Source organism: uncultured Kordia sp., assembly GCF_947496985.1.
GTDB lineage: Bacteria > Bacteroidota > Bacteroidia > Flavobacteriales > Flavobacteriaceae > Kordia.
Window position 1 is genome coordinate 121,803 of the sequence record NZ_CANMEZ010000006.1, and the last position, 22,440, is coordinate 144,242.

The following is a 22,440-nucleotide window of genomic DNA, read 5'->3' on the forward strand; positions in this document are numbered from 1 at the left end:
TTACTAAGTTTTCTTTTTAAGCAATAAACTTCTTAAAGTTTTAACTTGCAAAGTACTCCTTCTTTTGTAACCTTAACAACTGTAGACTGTTGTGTTGTTGGTAAAGCTCCTCCAAAAACAGTATTCAATGCTACGATACTTTCTTTTCCTATTGCCAATTTTTTAAGTTTACTTTTTTTCATAATGATATGTCTTTAAATTAATAATATATTCAGAAGTCCTTGTAAACTAATTTTGTTACCCTATTTTATAAATAAAGATTATGATATAATTGATAGTTGGCCAATTGATCCGAGTGCTTGGAAAGATTTTCAAGTGAATAGTGTTGAATTTACATTGAATGATGAGGAAGATTCAACCTAGATTTTAGTTATTGTAAACACTAGTTAAACATAAATGAAATTTATATATTGAAAAAGCGAACTATGAAGTTCGCTTTTTTTGTGAAATAAAAACTAATAAATTTTACCTCGGATCATGGCATGAAATACAATTGGTAGGACAATTTGTAGCCAATTGAGTGTGTCCGCCTCCTTTTATTTTTGATGGATCAAAAGTTGAAATGGATTGCTTGTTCAAATTCAATGTGTTTAATTGCTTTTTTTTCATGGTATAAAGATTTTGGTTATAAACTAAAGCTAGTAAATACAATTGATAGTACGTTACAGGAAAACCGTTCTTAACATACAATGAAAAACATACTTTACTTCACTCATAAAAACGTATCTTTCTATCATTGAAAATCAAATATGATTCTAGTCATGAAAAAAACATGGTTGCTCCTCCTCTTTTTTACAATATCATTCTATAGCTTCAGCCAAGAAAAAAGACATCCTATTGATGTTGAAAATAGCAAATGTCTTCAAAATGCAGTACCAACTACAATTGGAAGTATTCAGTGCGAACAAAAAGCTCTTAAAGCATGGAAACTTGAACTAATCAAAGTATTGAACCAAATAAAAGCAAAATCTTCACATTTAGATGTAGCATTATTTGAAGAAACACAAAAAAAGTGGGAAGCATTTCATAAATCAGATGTTTCGTTTTATCATTCTTACTATCGAAAAAATTACCAAGGTGGAAGCTTAGCAATGGCTGCTGCTGCGAGTTACGAAAAGAGACAACTTCGAGAACGTGTCCTGTATTTAGTAGCGTTTTACGAAGAACTTGAAGAGTAATAACACTAGTACTTTCAAGGATTTACACAAAAACCTTTATTTGTAGCAATATTTACTTATATTTGTAGTAATACTGATTTATAACATTCTGTATTATGAAAAATATTCAAATCAACATAAAACACCTTCGTTCATTAAAGAAATTCTCGCAGGAACGCTTTGCGCAAGAATTAGGTTGGACACGTTCCATGGTAGGTTCCTACGAAGAAGGTCGCTCCGAACCGCCAATTGATCGTTTAATTGACATTTCTGACTATTTCAAATTACCTATTGATATATTAGTCAAAAACGATTTATCTCAATCAAAAGAATCATCTTTTATGCAAATTGGAAATCAACGTTTACTATTTCCGATTTCTGTAAATGATAACGACGAAGAACTCATCGAAATCATTCCCACAAAAGCTTCTGCTGGTTACTTAGCCGGTTATGCCGATCCAGAATACATTGAACAATTACAAAAAATAAAATTACCGTTTTTACCAACAGGAACGCACAGAGCATTTCCCATCAAAGGAGATTCTATGCTACCTGTAAAAGATGGTGCGTATATCGTAGCTAAATTTGTAGATGATGTAAGAGATATCAAAGACGGACGTACTTATATTGTATTGACCAAAAGTGATGGTTTGGTCTACAAACGTGTGTACAATCAGATCGCAGAAAAGCAAACCTTATTACTCAGTAGTGATAACAAAACTTATGATCCGTATGAAGTTCCTATTCAAGAAGTATTAGAAGTTTGGGAATTTACTTGCTGTATTAACACACAAGAATATGATGAAAAAGAATTGAAACTAAGCAGTATTATGACCATGTTTAGAGAATTACAAGTAGAATTAGAAGCCGTTCGTAAAATGTCGTAACTCATGTTAAAAAACCCAACCTACACTATCATTGATGTTGAAACTACAGGACGTAGCAATCAAATTACAGAAATTTCTATTTTTAAGTTTGATGGAACTACAATTGTAGACGAATTCACTTCACTTGTAAATCCGAACGCATACATTCCTGCACATATTACCGCATTAACAGGAATTGATAATGCAATGGTTGCTAATGCACCTACATTTGCAGAAATTGCCAAAGATGTATTGAACATTACTGAGAATACCATTTTTGTAGCGCATAATGTAAATTTTGATTACAATGTAATTCGAAACGAATTCAAAGCCATTGATATTGAATTTAGACGAAAAAAACTATGTACTGTTCGGTTATCAAGAAGTTTAATTCCTGGTCTAAAATCGTATAGTTTAGGAAAATTATGCAAATCATTGGACATACATATTTCTGATAGACATAGAGCGCGTGGAGACGCCGCTGCCACTGTTATATTATTTCAATTATTGCTTGCGCAAGAAAACGCAGAAGAAACATTTCAAAAGTTTTTAAAACGTACCTCTAAAGAAGCTACATTACCGCCACACTTGCCTAGTAACATTTTTGAAGCACTACCAACTAAACCTGGTATATACTATTTTAAGAATAAAAAAGGCAAGATAATTTATGTGGGAAAGGCAAAAAATATACAAAAACGCGTATTAAGCCATTTTTACAACAAAGCACAAAAAGAACTCGATTTATGCAGAGAAACAGCTGATATTGATTTTGAATTATCAGGAAGTGAATTGGTGGCATTATTAATGGAAGATGCTGCTATCAAACATTATTATCCAATATATAATACGGCTTCAAAACGAACACCAAAAAGATATGCCATTTTTGAATATTCTGATCGCCGTGGCGTTAAACATTTGGCAATAAATGATGCTAAAATGATTCCGAATCCGATCATTACATTTTATAATGTTCGCGATTGTAGAACCTATATAGAAAGCTTATGCATGCAATTTGATTTATGTCCAAAATATTGTCATTTACAAGAACGCGTTTCAGAATGTTCGCACTTTTTATTAGAAACCTGCAAAGGTATTTGCAAACATGAAGAAGCTGTAACTACTTATAATGAACGTGTAGACAAAGCCATTGATCACACACGAAATGCTTCTAAAAATGTTGTTATTAAAGAAACAGGACGCACTTCAGAAGAAGAAGCATTTATCATCGTAAAGAATGGTCTATATTTAGGTTATGGTTTCATTGGGCACGATTTACAAATAAGTCATACTGATGAATTGGAAGATCATTTAATTAAACAAAAAGACAATGTAGATGTACAACGTATTCTAAAAAAAGTGTTATTCAGTGCAGCTTCAAACAATAGAAATATTACAACTATTGCTTGTTAGGCACTAACTGATTTTAGAAATTTTAAGAAGACGAAAGATTAAACACCAATATCTTCATTCCAAAGTTCAGGTCGATTTTTAATGAAATCTGCCATCATAGCAATGCATTCTTCATCATTTACAACAACAACTTCTACTCCATTAGCGCGCAAATGCTCTTCTGCTCCCATGAATGTTTTGTTTTCTCCAACAACAACTTTTGGGATTCCATATAACAAAATAGCACCTGTACACATTGGACATGGTGAAAGCGTTGTGTAAATTACAGATTCTCTATACACGGAAGCCAATTGCCTGCCTGCATTTTCTAAGGCGTCCATTTCACCATGCAATACAACACTTCCATCTTGCACTCTTTTATTGTGTCCTTTTCCCAATATTTTTCCATTGTGAACCAATACACTTCCTATTGGAATTCCTCCTGCATTCAGTCCTATTTTTGCTTCTTTTATAGCTTCTTTCAAAAATGTATCTTGCATGTTAATTGTATTTTCATGATGTAAAGTTGAAGATATTTATTTTAAAATAGATTCACAAATGATACTATTTCAAAAACAGAAAGTGAAAAATAAATTTAGCTATTCATATAATGAGTTACAGTTGTATTCTAAATCTGTAATTTCTAGGGTTAACCAATGGAAATCGCCTTCATTAAGTTTCCATATCACATTAGAGATATTTGGTATTTTTATACCGTTGAATTCTGTGTAAGAAACCATTTCTACGCACCATTTCTCAAGTGTTGCTTCTTTTGCTCCACCATAAAAACGTTGTGCTTCAAAAGATATTATTTTTCCTTCTTCTGAAAATCTAAAAATTCCTGAAACAGAAACATTTTGTATTGTCAATATAGCTTTTGCTGATGTTTTATTGATAGTTTCCCATGAAATAGCGTCGTGTAATGCAGCCGAAGGAAACCAACAAATTTCTGCCAAATAACGAATCATTGCTCCTGCATTGATTTGATGATTTTCACGTTCAATTACAACTGGAATTAACGAAACTAATTTAATGAGCATAGCTCCTTTTCCTTCAACTAATTTATCACGCCCGTTCAAATATATTGACGGAAATACTTTTACTTTTGTTGTCCAAACAAAGGAAATATCTGAAGTATTAAAATATTGATGCGCATTAAAAGACATCCAGGTTCCATAAGGTTTTGTACGCATTCTTCCTTTTTGTTTTAAACGTACATAAGAAATGTATTCTTTATTAATTACTCCTGAAGTTCGTAACCATTTTTGTACAATAGACGGAAGATTTGCAATAGCTGCTTCTTTAATAATAGGTTTTTCTGCCTTTTTTGTAGCTACAAAGAGTTGTTTAGATTCTTTCTGCGTCATATCAAAAAAACGGTAATTTGCATACATACAACATATTGTAAATACGAAAATCATATTCAGGAATGTCAAAAATTTATAATCTTTCCAAAATAAAATAATTAAAATTTGAACGATGAATAACAGTATACAAATAGCAATTATTAAGATATATTTTCTGTTGGAATGATGCATAGCAGGCTGATTAAAACAGAGGTTAACTTCTTCGTATTCGTCCAGTAATTTCATCAATCTTGATTAAGAAAATCACAGGGAAATCGTCTTTGTATATTTTACTTGAAAATTGATTGATAAAATCTAACTTTCTATTTTCTTTCTTTATGATTAAATCTTTTACACCTAATGAAAAATCGTGTAAATATGCTTTAGCTGTGCTTCCTTCCAATTCTTCATAAGTACCATGAACGACTGTACTATTCCAGTGATTTACAGAATCAATTTCAGAAACTTCCATAGCGATCACATTATTTTTTCGCATTGCGGTTATTTTATGTCCTTCTGCAGAATATCCAATAATTATATTGCGTTCTTTATCAAAATAGTAGGTAATTGGCGCAATAAACGGTCTATTTTTGTAGAGATATGCTAAATGACCAATGTAGTTTGATTCTAAAATTTTATAGCTTTCTGTTTCAGTAAGTATCTTAATCATAATATACGTTTGAATTTGATACTAAAGTATAGATTACATCACTTTAAAAATATGATATTGATCAGCTACTTCATTTCATATCGTAGCAAACGCAATGCATTTAGCACTACGATAATGGTTGATCCTTCATGAAGTAAAACAGCTATTCCAATATTTGTGAGTCCTAAAATTGTAATAGGCACTAAAAAAACAACCATTCCTAAGCTGATCCAAATGTTTTGTTTTATAATTCGTTTTGAAGCTTTACTTAAGCCAAATACAAATGGGAGATTTTCTATTTTATCAGACATTAATGCCACATCTGCAACTTCTAAAGCAACGTCACTTCCAGCTGCGCCCATAGCAACACTTACAGTACTTAAAGCCATTGCAGGTGCATCATTGACACCATCGCCAACCATTGCTACTTTTTTATGTTGCTGTAATAATGTTTTTATTTCAACAACTTTAGCTTCGGGGAGTAAATTTCCTTTTGCTTCTGAAAGTCCTATTTCTTTTGCAATAGCTTCTCCAACATTTTGATGATCACCGGTAAGCATAATCATAAATTTAATGCCTGTTTCTTTTAATTGTTTGATAGTATTTTTTGCAGTTTTTCGTGGAACGTCCATCACACTAATAATTCCCCTAATTTCATTTTGATACGCAACTAACATCACCGTTTCTCCTTTTTTTAGTAGGCTTTTCATTTTGGAATGTATCAACGTATCAACTTTTATTCCTGCATCTTGCATCAGTTTTATATTTCCTATACATACTTTTTGATTGTTATAAATTGCTGTGATTCCTTTTCCTTGAATTGCTTTTACATTAGAAGCTTTGTCTTCAGTTTCAATTTTGTACTGCTTTTTAATATTTTTTGCAATTGCTTTTGCTAATGGATGATTACTTAAACTTTCCACTTCTAGTACTATTTTGACAAGTTCTGATAGCTCAAAATCATATAATGGAATGCTATTTTTAAGTGTTGGTTTTCCCTCTGTAAGCGTTCCTGTTTTATCAAAAGCAATTGCTGTAATGGAACCTAAGTTTTCCAATGCTTTCCCTCCTTTTATTAGAACACCTTTTTTGGCTGCTCGTGCAATACCACTTAATACAGCGCTTGGTGTCGAAATTGCTAATGCGCAAGGACTTGCAGCTACTAAAACCGTAATAGCTCTGTATAAACTTTCTTCAAAAGTTTCGTTGATTACTATATATGCAAAACATAATAAGAAAACCATCAGTATCACAATTGGAACGTACCATTTTTCAAACTTTTTAGTCAAACGTTGTGTAGGTGACTTTTGAGTTTCTACTTCGTTTACCATTGTAATTAATCTAGCAACGGTAGAATCTTTACTAAGTTTTAACACCAATACTTCTATACTATTGTCTCCATTAATGGTTCCTGCAAATACAGTATGTTTTTTATCAATTTCAATAAATTTTGGCAAGCGTTTTATGGTTGAAATACTTTCTTTATCTACAGGAATACTTTCTCCTGTAATTGGTGCCTGATTCACACTTGTACTTCCATTTATAACAACACCGTCAGCGGCAATTTTTGTATTGGGTTTTATTACTATTACATCTTTAAGCATTAGCTTTTCTACTGGAGTTTCTTCTAGTTTTCCATTTCTTTTTACTAGTGCAATTTTCGGAGATAAGTTACCTAATGCCTCAATTGATTTTTTAGCTTTATGCATCGCGTAATGTTCTAATGCATGTCCAAAACTGAATAAAAATAATAACAATGCGCCTTCTGCCCAACTTCCAATGTATATAGCTCCAACTGCAGCAGCAATCATTAAGAAATCGATATCAAATCCTCCTTTTCTTAACTTATGAAAAGCTTCAATACTCACAAAACAACCACCAAATAAATACGAAATAGCATATATTATTTTATAAATAAGATCTGGAATATTAGCCAATCTTTCTATCAAAAAACCTATGAACAAAAAAAAACCACATAACAAAGCAAAATAGAGTTCTGTTTTTTTACCAAAAATAAGATATTGTGAAGCTATTTTGTGTGTATGGTTTGACATATATAAGTCGTTATGAAGATGCTTTTTTTAATTCGAGACTGAGTTTTGCTAATAATATCAATTCTGACTTATTCACATCAGAAAAACTGCATGCTATTTTACCCGCAATTTTTAGAATCGTATTTTTTATAGATTCCGTAAATAAAGCTTCATGTTTATTTTTAAAAGTTACAAAATCGTCAAAACAGGTTTCTGCACTTACATTATCAAAATACAGTATTTTAAAGGTTGTACTTATATAATGTTCAATATCAGTTGATGTATTCGTTATATGTAAGTTTTCGCGTAAGCTTAATAAAGAAATCGCCTTTTTCATGGCTTCAAATTCTTCTTTCTTTATTTTTTTATCTGCCGATGCAATTGCATAAAACAATTTTCCTAAATGCTGATAGAATACCGCTGCTGTTTGTTTTGTTACATCCATTTGTAATTGTGTTAAATAACAAATCTAACACCTTCTAAACTGTTTTTCAATGATATAAATCAGCTTCTTCTTATACATCAAACATGATCTATATCATAGTTTTTAACTAGCCTAGCTTGTACTTTTAAAGTAATCTTTTAATTAAAAATATTCTTATGAAAAAAATACTTTTACCTACCGATTTTTCAGATAATTCATTGAATGCTATTAGATATGCTGTTCAATTATTTAAAGATCAAGAATGCGAATTTATTTTATTAAACACATTTACACCTGTTGTATATAGAGTTGAATATATGGAAGTTGGTGTGGCACAATACGGTTTATTGGATGCCATGCGAGATACATCTAAAAAAGGACTTCGAGAAGTACAACAAAAAATTGAAGCTGAATTCAATAATCCAAAACATACGTTTACAAGGAGAGCCGCTTTTAACATACTTAGTTCCGAAATTGAAGAGTTGTATGAGAAAAAAGTAATGGACATAATTGTGATGGGAACACAAGGTGCTAGCGGTATAGATCAAATTTTATTTGGATCAAATACGGTGCATGTAATTAAAAGTGCAAAATGTCCTTTATTGGCAATTCCGAATGATTATACGTTTGTAACACCTAATAAAATATTATTTCCTTCAGATTATGAAATTGATTTTCAAGAAAAGCAGTTGCAAACTATTAAAGATATCGTGGAATTATATAACTCAGAGCTACAGTTTTTCCATGTATCCTACACTTATCAATTAACGCATAAACAAGATGAAAATAGACAAAAGTTAGCAAATTATTTTAAAGATATAACTTCTGATTTTAATACTGTTTACGATAAAAATATTGTTGACGCTATTATGGAATGTCAATCGGAAAAAGACATCAATTTGTTAGCAATGATTAATAACAAACAATCGTTTTTTGAAAACTTATTCTTTGGTTCAAATATTAATAAAATAGGTTTTCGCGTAGATGTTCCGTTTTTAGTCATTCCTGCAAAGGAATAACTGATTTATATCATTTTTAACGATCTATTTTAATGCTACATTTACTATAATTATTTAAGCAAAATTATCATGACAAAAATACTTTTACCAACCGATTTTTCAGAGAATGCTTGGAGTGCCATTGTATATGCTTTACAGCTATATGTGAACGAAACATGTACATTTTATCTTTTAAACGCTACGAAATTAACAGCTTCAAGAGTTTCTAATTTTTCTAATAAACTGCTCACAACCATGCGCGATAATGCCAAGAAAGATTTGTTGGACTTGAAAACGAAATTAGAAGGAGAAACGAAGAATTCGAATCATGAATTTGAAGTTGTTTTAAATATTGGAGAATTGTCGGATGCCGTAGAAACTGCCATTGATAAGTATAAAATTGACTTGGTTATTATGGGAACAAAAGGTGCTACAGGAGCTAAAGAAATTTTCTTTGGAAGCAATACGACTAAAATTATTAAAAAGATTAAAAGCTGTCCGTTATTGATGATTCCTGATGCATATAGTTTTACAACACCTAAACAGATTGCGTTTCCAACAGATTTTAATAGAAATTGTGATGCAAAAGAATTGCATTATTTAAAAAGATTAGCTGATTTGTATGGTTCTAAAATTAGAGTTGTACATATTAATGAAAACGAAAAATTAACGGAAACTCAACAAAATAATTACAACACATTACAACAGTATTTAACTGATTATGAATGTAGTTTCCATTGGATTCCAGATTATACTAGTAAAGCAGAAGGAATTACCAACTTTATAGACGAACTTGAAATAGACATCTTAGCTATGATCTATTATTCACACAGTTTTATTGAAAGAATTACACGTGAACCTGTCATTAAAAAAATAGGTTTTCAGCCTACTATACCATTCTTAGTTATTCCTGAGTAAGTTGATATATGTCTGATAGTCAAGCAAAATCCTGTTCAATGAATTAAAATTTAAACCCAAAGTTTTACAAATGAAACGTCTTATATGTATTATCATTTTATTCCTTTTAGAAGGTTGTTCAAGTATAAAACTTACTAAAGATTGGAAAAATCCTGAGATTGATTTATACGAACCAACAAAGGTGTTTATTGTTGGGCTCACATCACATGAAGAAGCGCGATTTCAATTTGAAAAACAACTTCAGAAAGCTTTAAAACAACGTAGTTTGGAAGCTGTGATTAGTATGAATTTTTTGGATGCAGATTTTAAAACTACTAAACAGTCTGAAGAACAACTGAATTCTGTTGAACAAAAGCTGATTAAAAATGGATTTGATACTATTATTTTTAGTAAAATCATTCGAACGGAAGATAGAGTCAAGTATAAAAAAACGCATTATAATGATGCCAAAACAACTCAAAATTTTAAAGAAGACTACATTTCTTCTCAGCAATTTTTCTTCAATACAGACTATTACGATGCGTACAAAATATACCATTTAGAAACTACGGTATATTGTATTTGTCCAACAAAAGAAAGAGAAATACTCTGGAAAGGATATATCGAAGTCGTTGATCCAAAATCTATTGATAAAACGGTAAATCGATATGTAAAACTTGTAGTCAATAAGTTAGAAACACAAAATTTAATTTCATCACTAACGAAGTAAAACCTAAAAATTATGGAAATACATATAAACTATATAAAATGGTTGAGTTCAGAAGAAATGCATAGAGATTCTCTTCAATGGTTATCTGAATTGAATTTTATAAAAGATGAACACTTCTTTTTTGAAAATTTATTACACACATTTTCTATGCAATTATCTGAATTAGATATTTTTTCTAATGAAAAAGAAATTATAGATGTGCTTAACAGATCGCAACGAAGCAATAACAATCTTATTGAAGCTGTACAAACACATGAAAAAGATCTTAAAATTATGGTAGATGGAATAGATCAGCCTAAAGATGAAAAAATCTATAAAGAGACTCATAGAGGTTTAAAAGTGGAAACTCATGAATTCTTCAAAAATTATCGCATGTTAAAAACACAAATATTTGACATCATAAAAGATCTTAAAAAAGAAGAAAAACTTAGATTATTATTTGATAAGAATCATTAAAAAACTATCCTTATGAAACGATTATTTTTAATTCTAATTAGTTTATTTTTTGTCAATTGTACAAGCACAGATTTGGTAGACTATTGGAAAAACCCAGATATAGAGTATTATGAACCTCAAAAGGTGTTAATTATTGGGTTAACTTCAAACAAAGAAGCTAGAAAAAAGTATGAAACACAGTTGAAACAAGAATTTGAACTTCGTGGTGTGCAAGCTATAGCAAGTTTAGACGTATCATACCCTACTTTTAAAACAAAAAAAGTTACCAAAGTAGAACTCAATGTATTAGAAAAAAAGCTTTTAGAAGAAGGTTTTGATGCTATTATTCTTTCCAAAGTCATTGGTGTTCAAGATAAAATAGCGTACAAAAACACGTATCACAATCGAAAAGAAACCTACAGAGGTTTTGCTGAGGAATATGTAAAATATCAAGACATATACTACAATCCAGAATATTATGATGAATACACCATTTACAACTCGGAGACTTCCATGTATTGCATTTGTCCAACAAAAGAAAGAGAATTACTCTGGAAAGGATATATCAATATTGTAGATCCTGTTTCTATTGAAAAGTCTGTAAATGATTATGTAAAATTAACCATTGCTATTCTAGAGGAAGAGAAACTATTAAAAGCGCCTACAAACATCATTCAATAATATTGTAAAAACGTATAAATAAAGTTGGTTCGATATAAAATTTAAAGTTTTGACATAAAAAAGTTTTAGTTTCTTTATTTTGCAGGTATAATGGTTATTGATTCAGGTTTTAAATGAATCAGATCGTTTGCCATATCTTATCAAATATGAAGAAAAAATTAATTCTTGTTTTAGGTCCTGTCATCTGCTTATTCTTTTTCTTTAGTCCGTTTGAGATCATTAGTCCAGAAGCTGACAAAGTGGTTGGAGTTGCATTATGGATGATTTTATGGTGGATTACCGAAACGGTTTCTATTTCTGTTACCGCATTAATTCCGCTTACTTTTTATCCCTTATTGGGAATTATGCCTATTAAAGAAGTTGCCATAAGTTACGGACATCCTATTATTTTTCTATTTTTTGGTGGATTTGTTTTAGCGTTGGCTTTAGAGAAAGTAAAACTGCATAGAAGAGTTGCTTTATCTATCATAAAACTCACAGGTACAAGTCCAAATAAAATTATTCTTGGCTTTATGCTCGCCACGGCATTTTTAAGCATGTGGATTAGTAATACTGCCACAACGGTGGTAATGCTTCCTATTGCGTATTCTGTAATAGAATTGTTGATACATGATGAAGATGGTTTTACTAAAAAAGATAAAAACTTTGCTTTAAGCATTATGCTTGGTATTGCATATTCCGCCAATGTTGGAGGAATTGCTACTTTAATAGGAACACCTCCAAATATTGTACTAGCAGGTTTTATGGAAAGTGAATACGGTTACAATATCTCCTTTTTAAAATGGATGGTTGTAGGAATTCCGTTTGCGATTATTATGCTGTTTTTTATTTATTTCATATTAACGAAAGTTATGTATCCAAATAACTTGGCTTCTTTTGAAAAATCGAACGAAATAATTGATCTTGAAATGAAGAAACTGGGGAAAATCAACAAATCAGAAATAATTGTTTTAATCATTTTCATCTTTGCAATTCTACTTTGGATTAGTAAAAACTATATAAATAGTCTCTTTCCTGCTTTATCACTAACAGATACAACAATTAGCATGATAGCTGCATTTGCTTGTTTTACAGCAATACAAAACAACAAAACAATCTTAGCTTGGGAAGATACCAAAAAACTACCTTGGGGAATTTTAATATTATTTGGTGGTGGACTTGCATTGGCTAGCGGACTTTCCAATGTAGGCATTATTGATATGATAGGAACTGCTGTAAGCGATAACAAAATGCTGAGCATTCTACTTATTGGTAGCATACTAATTACCGTTATGTTATTTATGACCGAATTGATGAGTAATGTTGCTTTAGTTGCCATTTTTGCACCAATGGTTGCAGGTGTCGCTATCGGATTAAACATAGATCTTTTACATATATTAATTCCGGTAACAATGGCTTCTAGCTGTGCATTTATGTTGCCAATGTCTACACCTCCAAATGCTATTGTGTTTGCTAGCGGACATGTAAAAGTAGCTCAAATGGCACGTGCTGGTTTTTTATTAAACATTATTTCAATCATTTTACTAGTCCTATTTTTTCAGTTTATTATCCCTTTAATTTTTAAGATGTAAAGCTTGTTTGGATAGTTTTCATATAAATTATTTTCTGCACATATATTACAAATAATTAGCAAAATAAAAACAATCATTGTAAGCTAATCAGTTTATAATTTAAAACTATTAAATCCATAAAAACAAAGTACTAAAAACACTTTGGCGAAACTTAATATTCATACTCTTAAATTATCCTCTGTAACTAAAAAATCGTTCCATATTTTTTTCTATCAATTTGATTTTGATAAACTAAAAACTGTTCAATCCAAAATAGTATTGCAACTGTGTTGCATTTTATGAAAATATCTAGTACTTTGCGACCAATCTACAAATAGAAGTATTGGCATATTTTAAAAAAGTAATAAGTCTAGTTTTTTTGATGATCATTTTTATGAATCATCTTACTTCGTTTGTGCATTCATTGGAACATAAAGATGATGCGTATATATTTTCGTCTAAAATCACAAAGTTTAGTGAAGATTCAGATTCTACAAAAACTTGTTTTTATTGTCAGACTTACTTAAAATTAGACTATACCCAACAGGAGTCTATAGTATATTCATTGATGAGTCCTCTTGAAATTTCAGTACGCATTTCTGACACAGAAAAACAATTACTTTCTTTTATACCGCTGAGGAAAAAATCAAGATCTCCTCCTACTTACAATATATAGTTTACAAAACATTTAAAAACACTAAATAATTGTTTCATAGTGATATTTGAAAATATCCACTAGTGACGATTGTACATGTTTTTGTAATACTCGAAATCACTTTGAATTTACAGGTTTTTCGTTAAGATTTCCTTTACGATCAAGGCAACCCTCATAAAACTTTATAACTTTAAATCACTCTTGTATGTTACAAGCAAACAAGCTATGTATGCGTTATGACGATACATTGGCTATCAAGGATTTGAGTTTTACTGTTGCTCCTGGAGAAATCTTTTGCCTATTAGGGCAAAATGGAGCAGGTAAAACGACAACTATTAATATCTTTCTAGGATTGATCACTCCAACTTCTGGAGAAGCTTTGATTGATAATCATTCGACAAAGGATAATAAATTCGCAAAAAATCGCATTGCCTATATTCCAGAAATTGTCCAATTATATGGCAATTTATCAGGTCTTGAAAATTTAGATTTCTTTAGTCGACTCGCTGGATTTATTTACTCAAAAGAAGAGCTCAATGATTTTTTACTGCGAGCCAATTTACAAGAAGATGCGCATCAAAAAAAACTAGATACATACTCAAAAGGAATGCGTCAAAAAGTAGGTATTGCAATCGCTTTGGCAAAAAATGCATCTTATATTCTCATGGATGAACCTACTTCTGGTTTAGATCCAAAAGCTTCTGTAGAATTTGCAGAAATATGCAAAGAGTTATCCGCAAATGGTGTTGGAATTTTAATGGCTACGCATGACATTTTTAATGCTGTAAACATTGGTTCTAAAATAGGGATCATGCGAGAAGGAACCTTAGTACATACAACTGAAACAGCTAAAATTTCAGCGCAAGAACTACAAGATTTATACATCAAAACAATTTAATCAATTTAATCAATTTAATAACGAACCAAATGAATTTAAAAAAGGGCGTATTTGCTATTTTATTACTAGCAATACAATTCGGTTTCTCCCAATCTAAACTTACAGGAAAAGTTTTGGATGAAAAAAATACTCCAATCTTAGGAGCCAATATTATCATAACAAGTGATTCGCAAAAACAAAAAGGAACAACTTCTGATACGGAAGGAAATTTTAGTATGGAAGTCGCAAACGCAGGAACCTATACTTTAAAAATTACATATGTAGGGTTTGACAACTACACACAATCTGTTGATATAAAAGCAAATCAAACATTAAATCTAGGTTCACTTGTATTAAAAGAATCTCTTGAAGCCATGCAATCTGTAGAAGTTATTGGTAGAAAACGAAATGATTACAACAGTGAATATTCGTTCTCTGCAACTAAAGTAGCCATTCAAAATAAAGAATTGCCACAAGCTGTTGCTACTGTTACTAAAGAGCTCATCGCAGATCGATTGGCTTTTCAATTACCAGATGCCGTGAAAACAGTGAGTAATGTTTCCGTAACTGGATTGTACAATCATTATAACATTCGTGGTATTACGCAAGCTGACGACGGACAAGTATTAAACGGAATGCGTACACGTCAATATTATTTTTTACAACCCATAACATCACACTTAGAACGTGTAGAAGTGATTAAAGGACCATCATCTGTTACTTTTTCAAGCGCAGATCCTGGAGGAACCGTAAATATGGTTACTAAAAAACCATTGTTAGAAAAGCGCAGTGAAGTTTCTTTATCGACAGGAAGTTTTGGAACCATTAGAGCTACAGCCGATTTTACAGGTCCATTAAACGAATCAAAAACATTATTATATCGTTTTAACGCTGCTTTTCAAGAGGCAGACTCGTTTAGAGATGTTGTAAACAATAATGCACTTTTAATTTCGCCATCGTTGAGTTATATCCCAAACGATAATACTTCTCTTAATGTAGAAATGATTTACAGTGATTCTGAAGGTAATTTAGACAGAGGACAGCCAATTTTTGGTGCTATTAATGGTGAATTTGATTTGAATAGCACGCCAATTACAAGAAATGTAGGTGCATCTAGCGATCATTATAAAAACAAAGAGTTCATTTTTATGGCAAATTTTAGTAAAAAGTTTGCTGAAAATTTTGGTTTCAATGCGCAATACATGAAACAAACTTGGGACGAAGATTTAGCCGAACATAGAGTTGATGGAACAGCCGTTGATATTGACGGAAATGTAATTCCGACACTTGCGCGTATGCGTTACGATGAAAGGCAACAATTCTGGGAAACAGATAATTTTAGCACCTATTTTACCTATGATATTGAGAAAGGAAACATTACCAATAAAATACTAGTTGGATATGATGCAACACGTTGGGAACGAAAAATTGGAGCAGGATTTTTGCGTGCTAGAAGATACTTAACTGTTGATGGCGGACAAGCAAATTTTGATCCGAGTAATCCAGGGAATTTCCAACAAATGACTGTAGATGGTGTTACGATGCCAGTACCTGCGGTTCCACATTTCAACTTAGAAAATCCTTTTAATGGAGCTAGAAATACAACAGGTTATAACCTTGCAGAATTGTCAATTCCTGCAAACTTAACCACTTCAAGTGGAATCTATATTCAAAATCAATTTAAAATTGGAAAATTTTCAGCCTTAGTAAACTTACGATATGAATGGTTTTCAGACATATTTAATTATGAAGGAGATGAACAAGAGTTTAAAACTAGCGCTTTTGTACCGAGAATTGGATTAACCTATGAAGTTACAAATGATATTAGTGTGTATGCTACATATTTGGAAGGATTTCAACCACATACCAACACCGTTTCATTATCACCAACTGCGGAAGGTTTCTTTTGGTCAGCTTCACCTAGTAGATTTGATCCTTTGGAAAGTAGTTTAATAGAAATTGGAGCAAAAGGAGAATTCTTAAATGGAAAAGTATTTGCGAATCTTGCCATTTTTAACATCACTCAAAAAAATATCTTATTGGGAGATACCTATGATTTAGATAATCTCTCCACAAGAGGTGAGCAAAGAAGTCGCGGTTTTGAAATGGACATTTCTGGTTACGTATCATCAAACTTTCAATTGACAGCTTCATATGGTTTTACAGATGCTGAAATTGTAGAAGATGCTGTAGAAGAATTTATTGGCGAACGTATTGGAGGAGCACCGAAACATAATGCTAATTTTTGGGGACGTTATGATTTTATGAATACGACTTTAAAAGGCATTGGAGTTGGTTTTGGTGCGCAATATGTAGACGAAAGGTTTACGTGGTACAATCCTACCTATTCTATTGATAGAGTACTTCTACCATCATACACCGTATTTGATGCTGCTGTATATTACAAACCAAATAATACAGGAATTCAATTGACACTGAAGTTAAATAACCTATTTAATAAAACATATTGGCTAGGTGGTTTAAATCCGTCTAGATTAGGTCCTGGTGCACCAAGAAATGTATTGCTAAATGCAACCTACAAATTTTAATTGAATGAAAAATAATGCTATCATTCTAATTGGAACACAGTTTTTCAAAAAGACCTTTTATACCAAAGGTCTTTTTGTACTGTTATCGCTGTTTCTTGCTGTTTTAGCATATGTTACTATTTCAGGTTGGAATGCGTATGAAGCAAATCATCATGTCGTAGAACATCATCAAGAATCGTCTAGAAAGAGTTGGGAAGAGAATCCTGATAAACATCCGCACAGAATGGCGCATTTTGGCACATTTGCTTTTCGTGCTCAACATCCTTTGCGCATTTTTGACTCAGGAATAGAAAGTTATACAGGAAATTCTATTTTTTTAGAAGCACATCGACAAAATACAGCAAACTTTTCGGAAGCTAGTTTATCTACCGGATTGGTGCGTTTTGGAGATTTGAATATTGCAATGCTTTTACAATTGATCTTACCTTTGATTATATTTTTTATCGGCTATGCTTCCATTACTGCTGAAAGAGAAAATGGTACACTTAAAATAATTTACATACAAGGTACGCCACTAAATAAAGTACTGTTAGGCAAAGCACTTGGTTTGTTTCTTCTCTCAACACTTTTTTTCTTACCATCGTTACTTGCTTTGTGGAGCATTTCATTCATAGAAAATCATACTATGAATAGTGCAATCATTGTTAGATCAATATTAATTAGTATTGGATATATCATCTTCTTCATGACTTTATGTTGTATTACGGTTATCGTTTCTGCTAAAAGTATAAATTCTAACAGGGCTTTATTGAGTTTGTTGGCTGGTTGGTTGCTATTTTTCATCATCATTCCTAAAACCGCTCAAGTCATTGGAAACTCCTTATACCCTAACCTTTCAAAGATTGAGTTTAAAGCTGTTATTGAGGAAGAAGTAACAAAACAAGGCGACAGTCACAATCCTGATGATCCTTATTTTAATGCGGTGAGAGATTCTGTATTGAAGGCAAACAACGTAACCGATGTAAAAGATTTGCCTTTTAATTATAGTGGTTTTATAATGAGTAAGGGAGAAAAACAAACCGCTCTCATTTATAACGATCAACATAAAAAATTGATTAAAACTTATGAGCATCAAAACAGTATTACGGATAATTTAGTGCTGATAAATCCGTATTTAGCAATTAAAAATCTATCGATGAGTTTATCAGGAACTGATTTTTATACCTACACTCATTTTTTGTCTCAAACAGAAAAGTACAGATATCAACAATCGCAATACTTGAATGATTTACAAATGAAATTCATTAGTAATAAAGCAAAAAGTAGCGAAGGAAAAATTAATGTAGTAGACAAATCGTATTGGAAATCAGCGCCAACGTTTTCATATGAATATGTATCAATAGCTGATACTATATTCAATCAAATTACAGCAATCATTGCATTGATAATCTGGCTATTACTCACTATTATATTTATCACAAAGTTTTCTAACCGTTTTAAAATTATTTAGTCATGTATCGTTTATTAATCAAACATTTCTTTAGATCAAAAACAGTATGGTTAGCTTTTGGTATTCTCATGTTTCTAGGAGTTTTAAGCATCAGTACTGGAAAACAATTTTTAAATCAAAAGCAAGCAACGATTGCAAAAACTGCTGAGCAACAACAAAAACATATAGAAACGCAGACAAAATTATATGAAGATGATATTGGATTGTTGTTGTATTATTTAAAATTTTCCTTTGTAAATCCTGTACAGCCGTTAGCTGGAATTTCTATGGGACAAAGTGATGTGAATTCACATATTCAAAATGTGAGTATCTTGAATTTAGAAGGACAAAAGTATGATACAGACTTGGTGAATCCGATGCGATTGCAAGTAGGGAACTTAGATATTAGTTTTCTTATCATTTTTCTATTCCCATTAATCATTATTGCTTTGAGTTTTAATATTCTTTCGGAAGAAAAAGAAAAAGGAACTTGGAAAATGATCACAACGCAAGGCATATCGCCATTCAAATTTTTATTGAAAAAGTTATCTATCCGAGTTGTTTTTATTTATATCGCATTAAGCATATTATTATTCTTAGCAAAAGTAGTTTTAGGCATTCCATTCGCTATTGAATTTTTATATATCATAATCATTAGCTACTTATACATTCTCTTTTGGTTTGCTTTGTGTTTTTTTGTCATTCTTTTACGAAAATCTTCAAATACGAATGCTATTACTTTATTATCTAGTTGGTTGGTATTGGTTGTCTTTTTGCCTGTTTTAGTGAACAATTACGTAGCTAATAAATATCCTGTTGAAGAAGCTTTCGCAATGACCATCAAACAGCGCGATGCATATCATACAAAATGGGATACGGATAAAAAAGAGACTATGGAAAAATTCTATAATCATTATCCACAATTTAGAAAATACGAATTAAAAGAAACTGGTTTTTCTTGGCTTTGGTATTATGCGATGCAGCAAATGGGAGATGACGAATCGAAAGTAGAAAGAGATGCTATGTTTGATAAAATCAGAAAGAGAGAGCAATTGAGCGCTAGCATAGCTCAGTTTTTCCCGCCTTTACAAGTTCAATTATCTATGAATACTATCGCTCATACGGATTTATCAAACTATGTAGCATTTTTGAATGAAACTACTCGTTTTCATGAAAACATTCGTTTACAATTATACCCTAAAATCTTTGAAAACCAGCCAGCTTCTAGTGTCAATTGGCAAGAATATGAACCTGTATTTTTTGAGCATCAGAACAATTTTAATATGCTAAAAAGTGTGTTTCCTTTACTGCTACTTACTCTGATCCTTATTGGCTTGGGAGTTTTTAGAAATTTAAAATACTTTCGTTAGTTATTGTATAAAAAATAAGGCAAGAACACTTTCACTTTCTAATAAAAGAAGAATTAGATCTTAAAACAAACTCTTTAAAAAAAATAACCCTCTCAAATTGAGAGGGTTGTAAAAGGGTGAAAGACCGGTTTCGAACCGGCGACCTCCGGAACCACAATCCGGCGCTCTAACCAGCTGAGCTACAATCACCATTTGTTTTAGCGGATGCAAATATAAGCTATTTCACTTTTCATCCAAAGTATTTATTTAATTTATTTTACTATTTTTTTTATCTCTATGATTCTGAAAAGGTTAGCATATAAAAAAAACGATTATAGTTTTATTAGAATAACCTATGCGTTAATAGTTCATTAAATATCCACAACTATACACATATTCCACAATTTGATTCAGTTTAAATGTTTCAGGACTTATCTCATATAAAGGAATCGTCATAAAGATAATAATTAATATGATTGCTATCAACTTTTCTGAAAATGAAAACTTTTGAACTGTTGGCATATTTTCTAATTGTAACGGATCGCATGTAATGTCTTTTTCTTTCATATCAAATTAAATCATTTAACGAGTCTACAGCAACATAACGTTCTACCGTAAAGCCTTCTGCATGATCTACACCTATCAATCTTCCTAAATCACGTGCACGGTAATGAATGCTATCTATAAAGTTTCTACTTGTAATTGGTGTTTCTGCTTCATTACTTTTCGGATCAAAGAATTGTGAACTATACGCCATTACAGCTTCATGTTTTTTTTCTATAAATCCTGAGACGTCAACTACAAAGTCTGGCTCAATATTTTTCCATTGAATGTAATGATATACATGTTTTGGTCGCCATTTTTCTTGTAAAACATCATTGAGTTTAGTTTCCATCTTTAATAAACCGCTTAAAAAACAAGCATCGCTTACGAGTTGACTTCCTTTTCCATGATCTATATGACGGTCATCAATGGCATTACACAACACAATTTCAGGTTGGTATTTGCGAATTATTTTGATGATTTCTAATTGATGTTCTTTATCATTTTTGAAAAAACCATCGGCAAATGCTACATTTTCTCTTACAGTAACACCTAATATTTTTGCTGCATTTGCTGCTTCAATATCTCGTAAATCTGCTGACCCACGCGTTCCAAGTTCACCACGTGTTAAATCGAGAATACCGACTTTGTTGCCTTTAGAAATTTCTTTTGCTATCGTTGCTCCACAACCCAGCTCTACATCATCAGGATGCGCGCCAATGGCTAATATATCTAATTTCATTTATGTTTTTTTTATTTGGGTATTTCCTTGAAATCCTTAAAGATTGAACTATCACTGTTCTTACCTAAACTCTTAGTTTTTATGTTTTTGATTATCAAAAACATGAGTCTAAAAAACAATTCAAGGACGAGTTAGTTGTATTCCTTATTTTAGTAATTAATACTTTTCAAAAATATGGATAAATCTTTAAATTATCTGAGTTTATAGGATTAAATGATTGTGCGCAAAAATTAACATGTGTATCTATTTTTAACTCTCTGTCCTAAATAATTCAAAACTTTTATATTGTTTTTTGTTTTTTCAACGATTTTAGGTTCATGAATACTGATGTAATCTGCTAATGAATGTCAAATTCCTTTCTCAGAGCACTATAACATAAACTGTGTAAGTCAAAATCTAGTTTTTTATAATTCATTCCAGACTATGATCGTAAATACCACAATAAGCAATAATTCTAATCCATGAAATACTTTTTTATTTTTTATCATTTTTTGTAACATCCAGTCTAAAAACAATCCTCCAAAACCAATTAAAATTAGTTGTATTATAAAAACAATTCTGGAAATATTTTCATTTACTATTATTTGCCAATCAGCTAAAAAGTAAATGAAACAGCTAACTAAATAAATTATAAAATACATTTTTAAGATTGTCAAGTTTTTCATTTTTCTTGATTTAGCCTTATCATATTTTGGGTTATATTAAAAAAGAAAGAGAGGACTTACTCAAACCTCTCTTTCATTAAAATAGTCGTGCCTTAAACGACCATATAAATGATTTTTTTGGTGAAGCCTAAAAAATCAAGTTATTCTTTTTAGCATATGACTGACCATCAACCGAATGGCTTGTCGCTTAGCTCTAGGTATATTTTCTTTGTAAATTGGATTGTTTTCCAAATGTTGTATACGCTTACCTTTGTAATAAACATTCCAAGTGTATTTTGAAGGTTTCATAGGTTTAACTGTTAATAAATAACCATCATTAGTCTCTGCTTCCATGTAATTTTTTGTTCCCTTCCATGTCATAATAGTTCTTATTTAAAGATTTTAAAAAGAGAGACCAAATGCTAATTTTCATATCTACTTCTGAAAATTATCTATATGAATAAATTCATTTAGATAAGAAATAGTTTTTCTTCAAA

Annotated in this window: 24 protein-coding genes and 1 tRNA gene; 13 read left to right on the top strand and 12 right to left on the bottom strand. The window is 31.2% G+C overall.

Features of this window, described 5'->3' with window-relative positions:
* Positions 1-32: 32 nt before the first annotated feature.
* Both Q0828_RS16110 and Q0828_RS16115 read right to left on the bottom strand, forming a co-directional pair.
* Positions 33-182, bottom strand: a complete 150-nt coding sequence (locus Q0828_RS16110) for a hypothetical protein (protein WP_298423334.1) — start codon at positions 180-182, stop codon at positions 33-35.
* A gap of 283 nt (positions 183-465) precedes the next feature.
* On the bottom strand, positions 466-609 hold the full coding sequence (locus Q0828_RS16115) for a hypothetical protein (RefSeq protein ID WP_298423337.1): 144 nt from the start codon (positions 607-609) through the stop codon (positions 466-468).
* A gap of 152 nt (positions 610-761) precedes the next feature.
* On the opposite strand from Q0828_RS16115, the gene Q0828_RS16120 reads away from it, so the two are divergent.
* The 3 genes from Q0828_RS16120 (at position 762) to Q0828_RS16130 (ending at position 3,433) form a co-directional block, all read left to right on the top strand.
* Positions 762-1,178, top strand: coding sequence for a lysozyme inhibitor LprI family protein (locus Q0828_RS16120; protein ID WP_298423340.1), 417 nt, complete (start codon positions 762-764; stop codon positions 1,176-1,178).
* 95 nt (positions 1,179-1,273) lie between these two features.
* Positions 1,274-2,044, top strand: a complete 771-nt coding sequence (locus Q0828_RS16125) for a LexA family transcriptional regulator (protein WP_298423343.1) — start codon at positions 1,274-1,276, stop codon at positions 2,042-2,044.
* Between the two features lie 3 nt (positions 2,045-2,047).
* Positions 2,048-3,433, top strand: a complete 1,386-nt coding sequence (locus Q0828_RS16130; protein ID WP_298423345.1) for an exonuclease domain-containing protein — start codon at positions 2,048-2,050, stop codon at positions 3,431-3,433.
* A gap of 38 nt (positions 3,434-3,471) precedes the next feature.
* On the opposite strand, the gene Q0828_RS16135 is transcribed toward Q0828_RS16130, so the two are convergent.
* The 5 genes from Q0828_RS16135 to Q0828_RS16155 form a co-directional block, all read right to left on the bottom strand.
* Positions 3,472-3,912 (bottom strand): nucleoside deaminase, encoded by a 441-nt coding sequence (locus Q0828_RS16135; protein ID WP_298423348.1) that lies wholly within the window; start codon positions 3,910-3,912, stop codon positions 3,472-3,474.
* A gap of 99 nt (positions 3,913-4,011) precedes the next feature.
* Positions 4,012-4,806, bottom strand: coding sequence for a DUF6544 family protein (locus Q0828_RS16140; protein WP_298423351.1), 795 nt, complete (start codon positions 4,804-4,806; stop codon positions 4,012-4,014).
* Between the two features lie 166 nt (positions 4,807-4,972).
* Positions 4,973-5,428 (bottom strand): pyridoxamine 5'-phosphate oxidase family protein, encoded by a 456-nt coding sequence (locus Q0828_RS16145; protein ID WP_298423354.1) that lies wholly within the window; start codon positions 5,426-5,428, stop codon positions 4,973-4,975.
* Between the two features lie 65 nt (positions 5,429-5,493).
* Positions 5,494-7,461: a heavy metal translocating P-type ATPase gene (locus Q0828_RS16150; RefSeq protein WP_298423357.1), complete on the bottom strand. Its 1,968-nt coding sequence runs from the start codon at positions 7,459-7,461 to the stop codon at positions 5,494-5,496.
* Between the two features lie 10 nt (positions 7,462-7,471).
* Positions 7,472-7,885 carry a hypothetical protein gene (locus Q0828_RS16155; RefSeq protein ID WP_298423359.1) on the bottom strand — a complete coding sequence of 138 codons (414 nt, stop codon included), beginning with the start codon at positions 7,883-7,885 and terminating at the stop codon, positions 7,472-7,474.
* Between the two features lie 155 nt (positions 7,886-8,040).
* On the opposite strand from Q0828_RS16155, the gene Q0828_RS16160 reads away from it, so the two are divergent.
* From Q0828_RS16160 to Q0828_RS16205, 10 genes are all read left to right on the top strand, one after another.
* Positions 8,041-8,883: a universal stress protein gene (locus Q0828_RS16160; protein WP_298423362.1), complete on the top strand. Its 843-nt coding sequence runs from the start codon at positions 8,041-8,043 to the stop codon at positions 8,881-8,883.
* 69 nt (positions 8,884-8,952) lie between these two features.
* Positions 8,953-9,780, top strand: coding sequence for a universal stress protein (locus Q0828_RS16165; RefSeq protein WP_298423367.1), 828 nt, complete (start codon positions 8,953-8,955; stop codon positions 9,778-9,780).
* Between the two features lie 70 nt (positions 9,781-9,850).
* Positions 9,851-10,489: a hypothetical protein gene (locus tag Q0828_RS16170; protein ID WP_298423370.1), complete on the top strand. Its 639-nt coding sequence runs from the start codon at positions 9,851-9,853 to the stop codon at positions 10,487-10,489.
* Between the two features lie 12 nt (positions 10,490-10,501).
* Entirely contained in the window at positions 10,502-10,945 is a 444-nt protein-coding gene (locus Q0828_RS16175; RefSeq protein WP_298423375.1) for a hypothetical protein, read from the top strand.
* Between the two features lie 12 nt (positions 10,946-10,957).
* A complete protein-coding gene (locus Q0828_RS16180; protein WP_298423378.1) occupies positions 10,958-11,605 on the top strand; it encodes a hypothetical protein in 648 nt (215 codons plus the stop codon).
* 146 nt (positions 11,606-11,751) lie between these two features.
* On the top strand, positions 11,752-13,176 hold the full coding sequence (locus Q0828_RS16185) for a DASS family sodium-coupled anion symporter (RefSeq protein ID WP_298423381.1): 1,425 nt from the start codon (positions 11,752-11,754) through the stop codon (positions 13,174-13,176).
* A gap of 839 nt (positions 13,177-14,015) precedes the next feature.
* Complete coding sequence (locus tag Q0828_RS16190) at positions 14,016-14,708, top strand: ABC transporter ATP-binding protein (protein ID WP_298423384.1); 693 nt, start codon at positions 14,016-14,018, stop codon at positions 14,706-14,708.
* A 29-nt stretch (positions 14,709-14,737) separates the two neighbouring features.
* Positions 14,738-17,236 carry a TonB-dependent receptor gene (locus tag Q0828_RS16195; protein ID WP_298423387.1) on the top strand — a complete coding sequence of 833 codons (2,499 nt, stop codon included), beginning with the start codon at positions 14,738-14,740 and terminating at the stop codon, positions 17,234-17,236.
* A gap of 4 nt (positions 17,237-17,240) precedes the next feature.
* Positions 17,241-18,686, top strand: a complete 1,446-nt coding sequence (locus Q0828_RS16200) for a DUF3526 domain-containing protein (protein ID WP_298423390.1) — start codon at positions 17,241-17,243, stop codon at positions 18,684-18,686.
* A 2-nt stretch (positions 18,687-18,688) separates the two neighbouring features.
* Positions 18,689-20,035 carry a DUF3526 domain-containing protein gene (locus tag Q0828_RS16205; RefSeq protein WP_298423392.1) on the top strand — a complete coding sequence of 449 codons (1,347 nt, stop codon included), beginning with the start codon at positions 18,689-18,691 and terminating at the stop codon, positions 20,033-20,035.
* Between the two features lie 114 nt (positions 20,036-20,149).
* Here the strand turns inward: Q0828_RS16205 and Q0828_RS16210 are convergent.
* The 5 genes from Q0828_RS16210 to Q0828_RS16230 form a co-directional block, all read right to left on the bottom strand.
* Positions 20,150-20,225: transfer RNA gene (locus tag Q0828_RS16210), tRNA-His, on the bottom strand.
* A 149-nt stretch (positions 20,226-20,374) separates the two neighbouring features.
* The gene (locus tag Q0828_RS16215; RefSeq protein WP_298423394.1) at positions 20,375-20,581 is read right to left on the bottom strand and encodes a hypothetical protein; all 207 of its coding nucleotides are present in this window, start codon (positions 20,579-20,581) and stop codon (positions 20,375-20,377) included.
* A 1-nt stretch (position 20,582) separates the two neighbouring features.
* Positions 20,583-21,299: a bacillithiol biosynthesis deacetylase BshB1 gene (bshB1, locus tag Q0828_RS16220; RefSeq protein ID WP_298423396.1), complete on the bottom strand. Its 717-nt coding sequence runs from the start codon at positions 21,297-21,299 to the stop codon at positions 20,583-20,585.
* Positions 21,300-21,703: 404 nt separating this feature from the next.
* Complete coding sequence (locus Q0828_RS16225; RefSeq protein ID WP_298423399.1) at positions 21,704-21,964, bottom strand: hypothetical protein; 261 nt, start codon at positions 21,962-21,964, stop codon at positions 21,704-21,706.
* Positions 21,965-22,099: 135 nt separating this feature from the next.
* Positions 22,100-22,324: a hypothetical protein gene (locus tag Q0828_RS16230; RefSeq protein ID WP_298423402.1), complete on the bottom strand. Its 225-nt coding sequence runs from the start codon at positions 22,322-22,324 to the stop codon at positions 22,100-22,102.
* Positions 22,325-22,440 lie beyond the last annotated feature (116 nt).

Excerpts from the sequence above, each read along its gene's own strand:
- Q0828_RS16170 (WP_298423370.1), top strand. The coding sequence starts at position 9,851 with ATGAAACGTCTTATATGTATTATCATTTTATTCCTTTTAGAAGGTTGT.
- Q0828_RS16130 (WP_298423345.1), top strand. The coding sequence starts at position 2,048 with ATGTTAAAAAACCCAACCTACACTATCATTGATGTTGAAACTACAGGA.
- Q0828_RS16175 (WP_298423375.1), top strand. The coding sequence starts at position 10,502 with ATGGAAATACATATAAACTATATAAAATGGTTGAGTTCAGAAGAAATG.
- Q0828_RS16230 (WP_298423402.1), bottom strand. The coding sequence starts at position 22,324 with ATGACATGGAAGGGAACAAAAAATTACATGGAAGCAGAGACTAATGAT.
- Q0828_RS16180 (WP_298423378.1), top strand. The coding sequence starts at position 10,958 with ATGAAACGATTATTTTTAATTCTAATTAGTTTATTTTTTGTCAATTGT.
- Q0828_RS16225 (WP_298423399.1), bottom strand. The coding sequence starts at position 21,964 with ATGAAAAACTTGACAATCTTAAAAATGTATTTTATAATTTATTTAGTT.
- Q0828_RS16145 (WP_298423354.1), bottom strand. The coding sequence starts at position 5,428 with ATGATTAAGATACTTACTGAAACAGAAAGCTATAAAATTTTAGAATCA.
- Q0828_RS16135 (WP_298423348.1), bottom strand. The coding sequence starts at position 3,912 with ATGCAAGATACATTTTTGAAAGAAGCTATAAAAGAAGCAAAAATAGGA.
- Q0828_RS16115 (WP_298423337.1), bottom strand. The coding sequence starts at position 609 with ATGAAAAAAAAGCAATTAAACACATTGAATTTGAACAAGCAATCCATT.
- bshB1 (WP_298423396.1), bottom strand. The coding sequence starts at position 21,299 with ATGAAATTAGATATATTAGCCATTGGCGCGCATCCTGATGATGTAGAG.
- Q0828_RS16125 (WP_298423343.1), top strand. The coding sequence starts at position 1,274 with ATGAAAAATATTCAAATCAACATAAAACACCTTCGTTCATTAAAGAAA.
- Q0828_RS16190 (WP_298423384.1), top strand. The coding sequence starts at position 14,016 with ATGTTACAAGCAAACAAGCTATGTATGCGTTATGACGATACATTGGCT.
- Q0828_RS16215 (WP_298423394.1), bottom strand. The coding sequence starts at position 20,581 with ATGAAAGAAAAAGACATTACATGCGATCCGTTACAATTAGAAAATATG.
- Q0828_RS16155 (WP_298423359.1), bottom strand. The coding sequence starts at position 7,885 with ATGGATGTAACAAAACAAACAGCAGCGGTATTCTATCAGCATTTAGGA.
- Q0828_RS16165 (WP_298423367.1), top strand. The coding sequence starts at position 8,953 with ATGACAAAAATACTTTTACCAACCGATTTTTCAGAGAATGCTTGGAGT.
- Q0828_RS16185 (WP_298423381.1), top strand. The coding sequence starts at position 11,752 with ATGAAGAAAAAATTAATTCTTGTTTTAGGTCCTGTCATCTGCTTATTC.
- Q0828_RS16160 (WP_298423362.1), top strand. The coding sequence starts at position 8,041 with ATGAAAAAAATACTTTTACCTACCGATTTTTCAGATAATTCATTGAAT.
- Q0828_RS16205 (WP_298423392.1), top strand. The coding sequence starts at position 18,689 with ATGTATCGTTTATTAATCAAACATTTCTTTAGATCAAAAACAGTATGG.
- Q0828_RS16200 (WP_298423390.1), top strand. The coding sequence starts at position 17,241 with ATGAAAAATAATGCTATCATTCTAATTGGAACACAGTTTTTCAAAAAG.
- Q0828_RS16140 (WP_298423351.1), bottom strand. The coding sequence starts at position 4,806 with ATGTATGCAAATTACCGTTTTTTTGATATGACGCAGAAAGAATCTAAA.
- Q0828_RS16150 (WP_298423357.1), bottom strand. The coding sequence starts at position 7,461 with ATGTCAAACCATACACACAAAATAGCTTCACAATATCTTATTTTTGGT.
- Q0828_RS16120 (WP_298423340.1), top strand. The coding sequence starts at position 762 with ATGAAAAAAACATGGTTGCTCCTCCTCTTTTTTACAATATCATTCTAT.
- Q0828_RS16110 (WP_298423334.1), bottom strand. The coding sequence starts at position 182 with ATGAAAAAAAGTAAACTTAAAAAATTGGCAATAGGAAAAGAAAGTATC.
- Q0828_RS16195 (WP_298423387.1), top strand. The coding sequence starts at position 14,738 with ATGAATTTAAAAAAGGGCGTATTTGCTATTTTATTACTAGCAATACAA.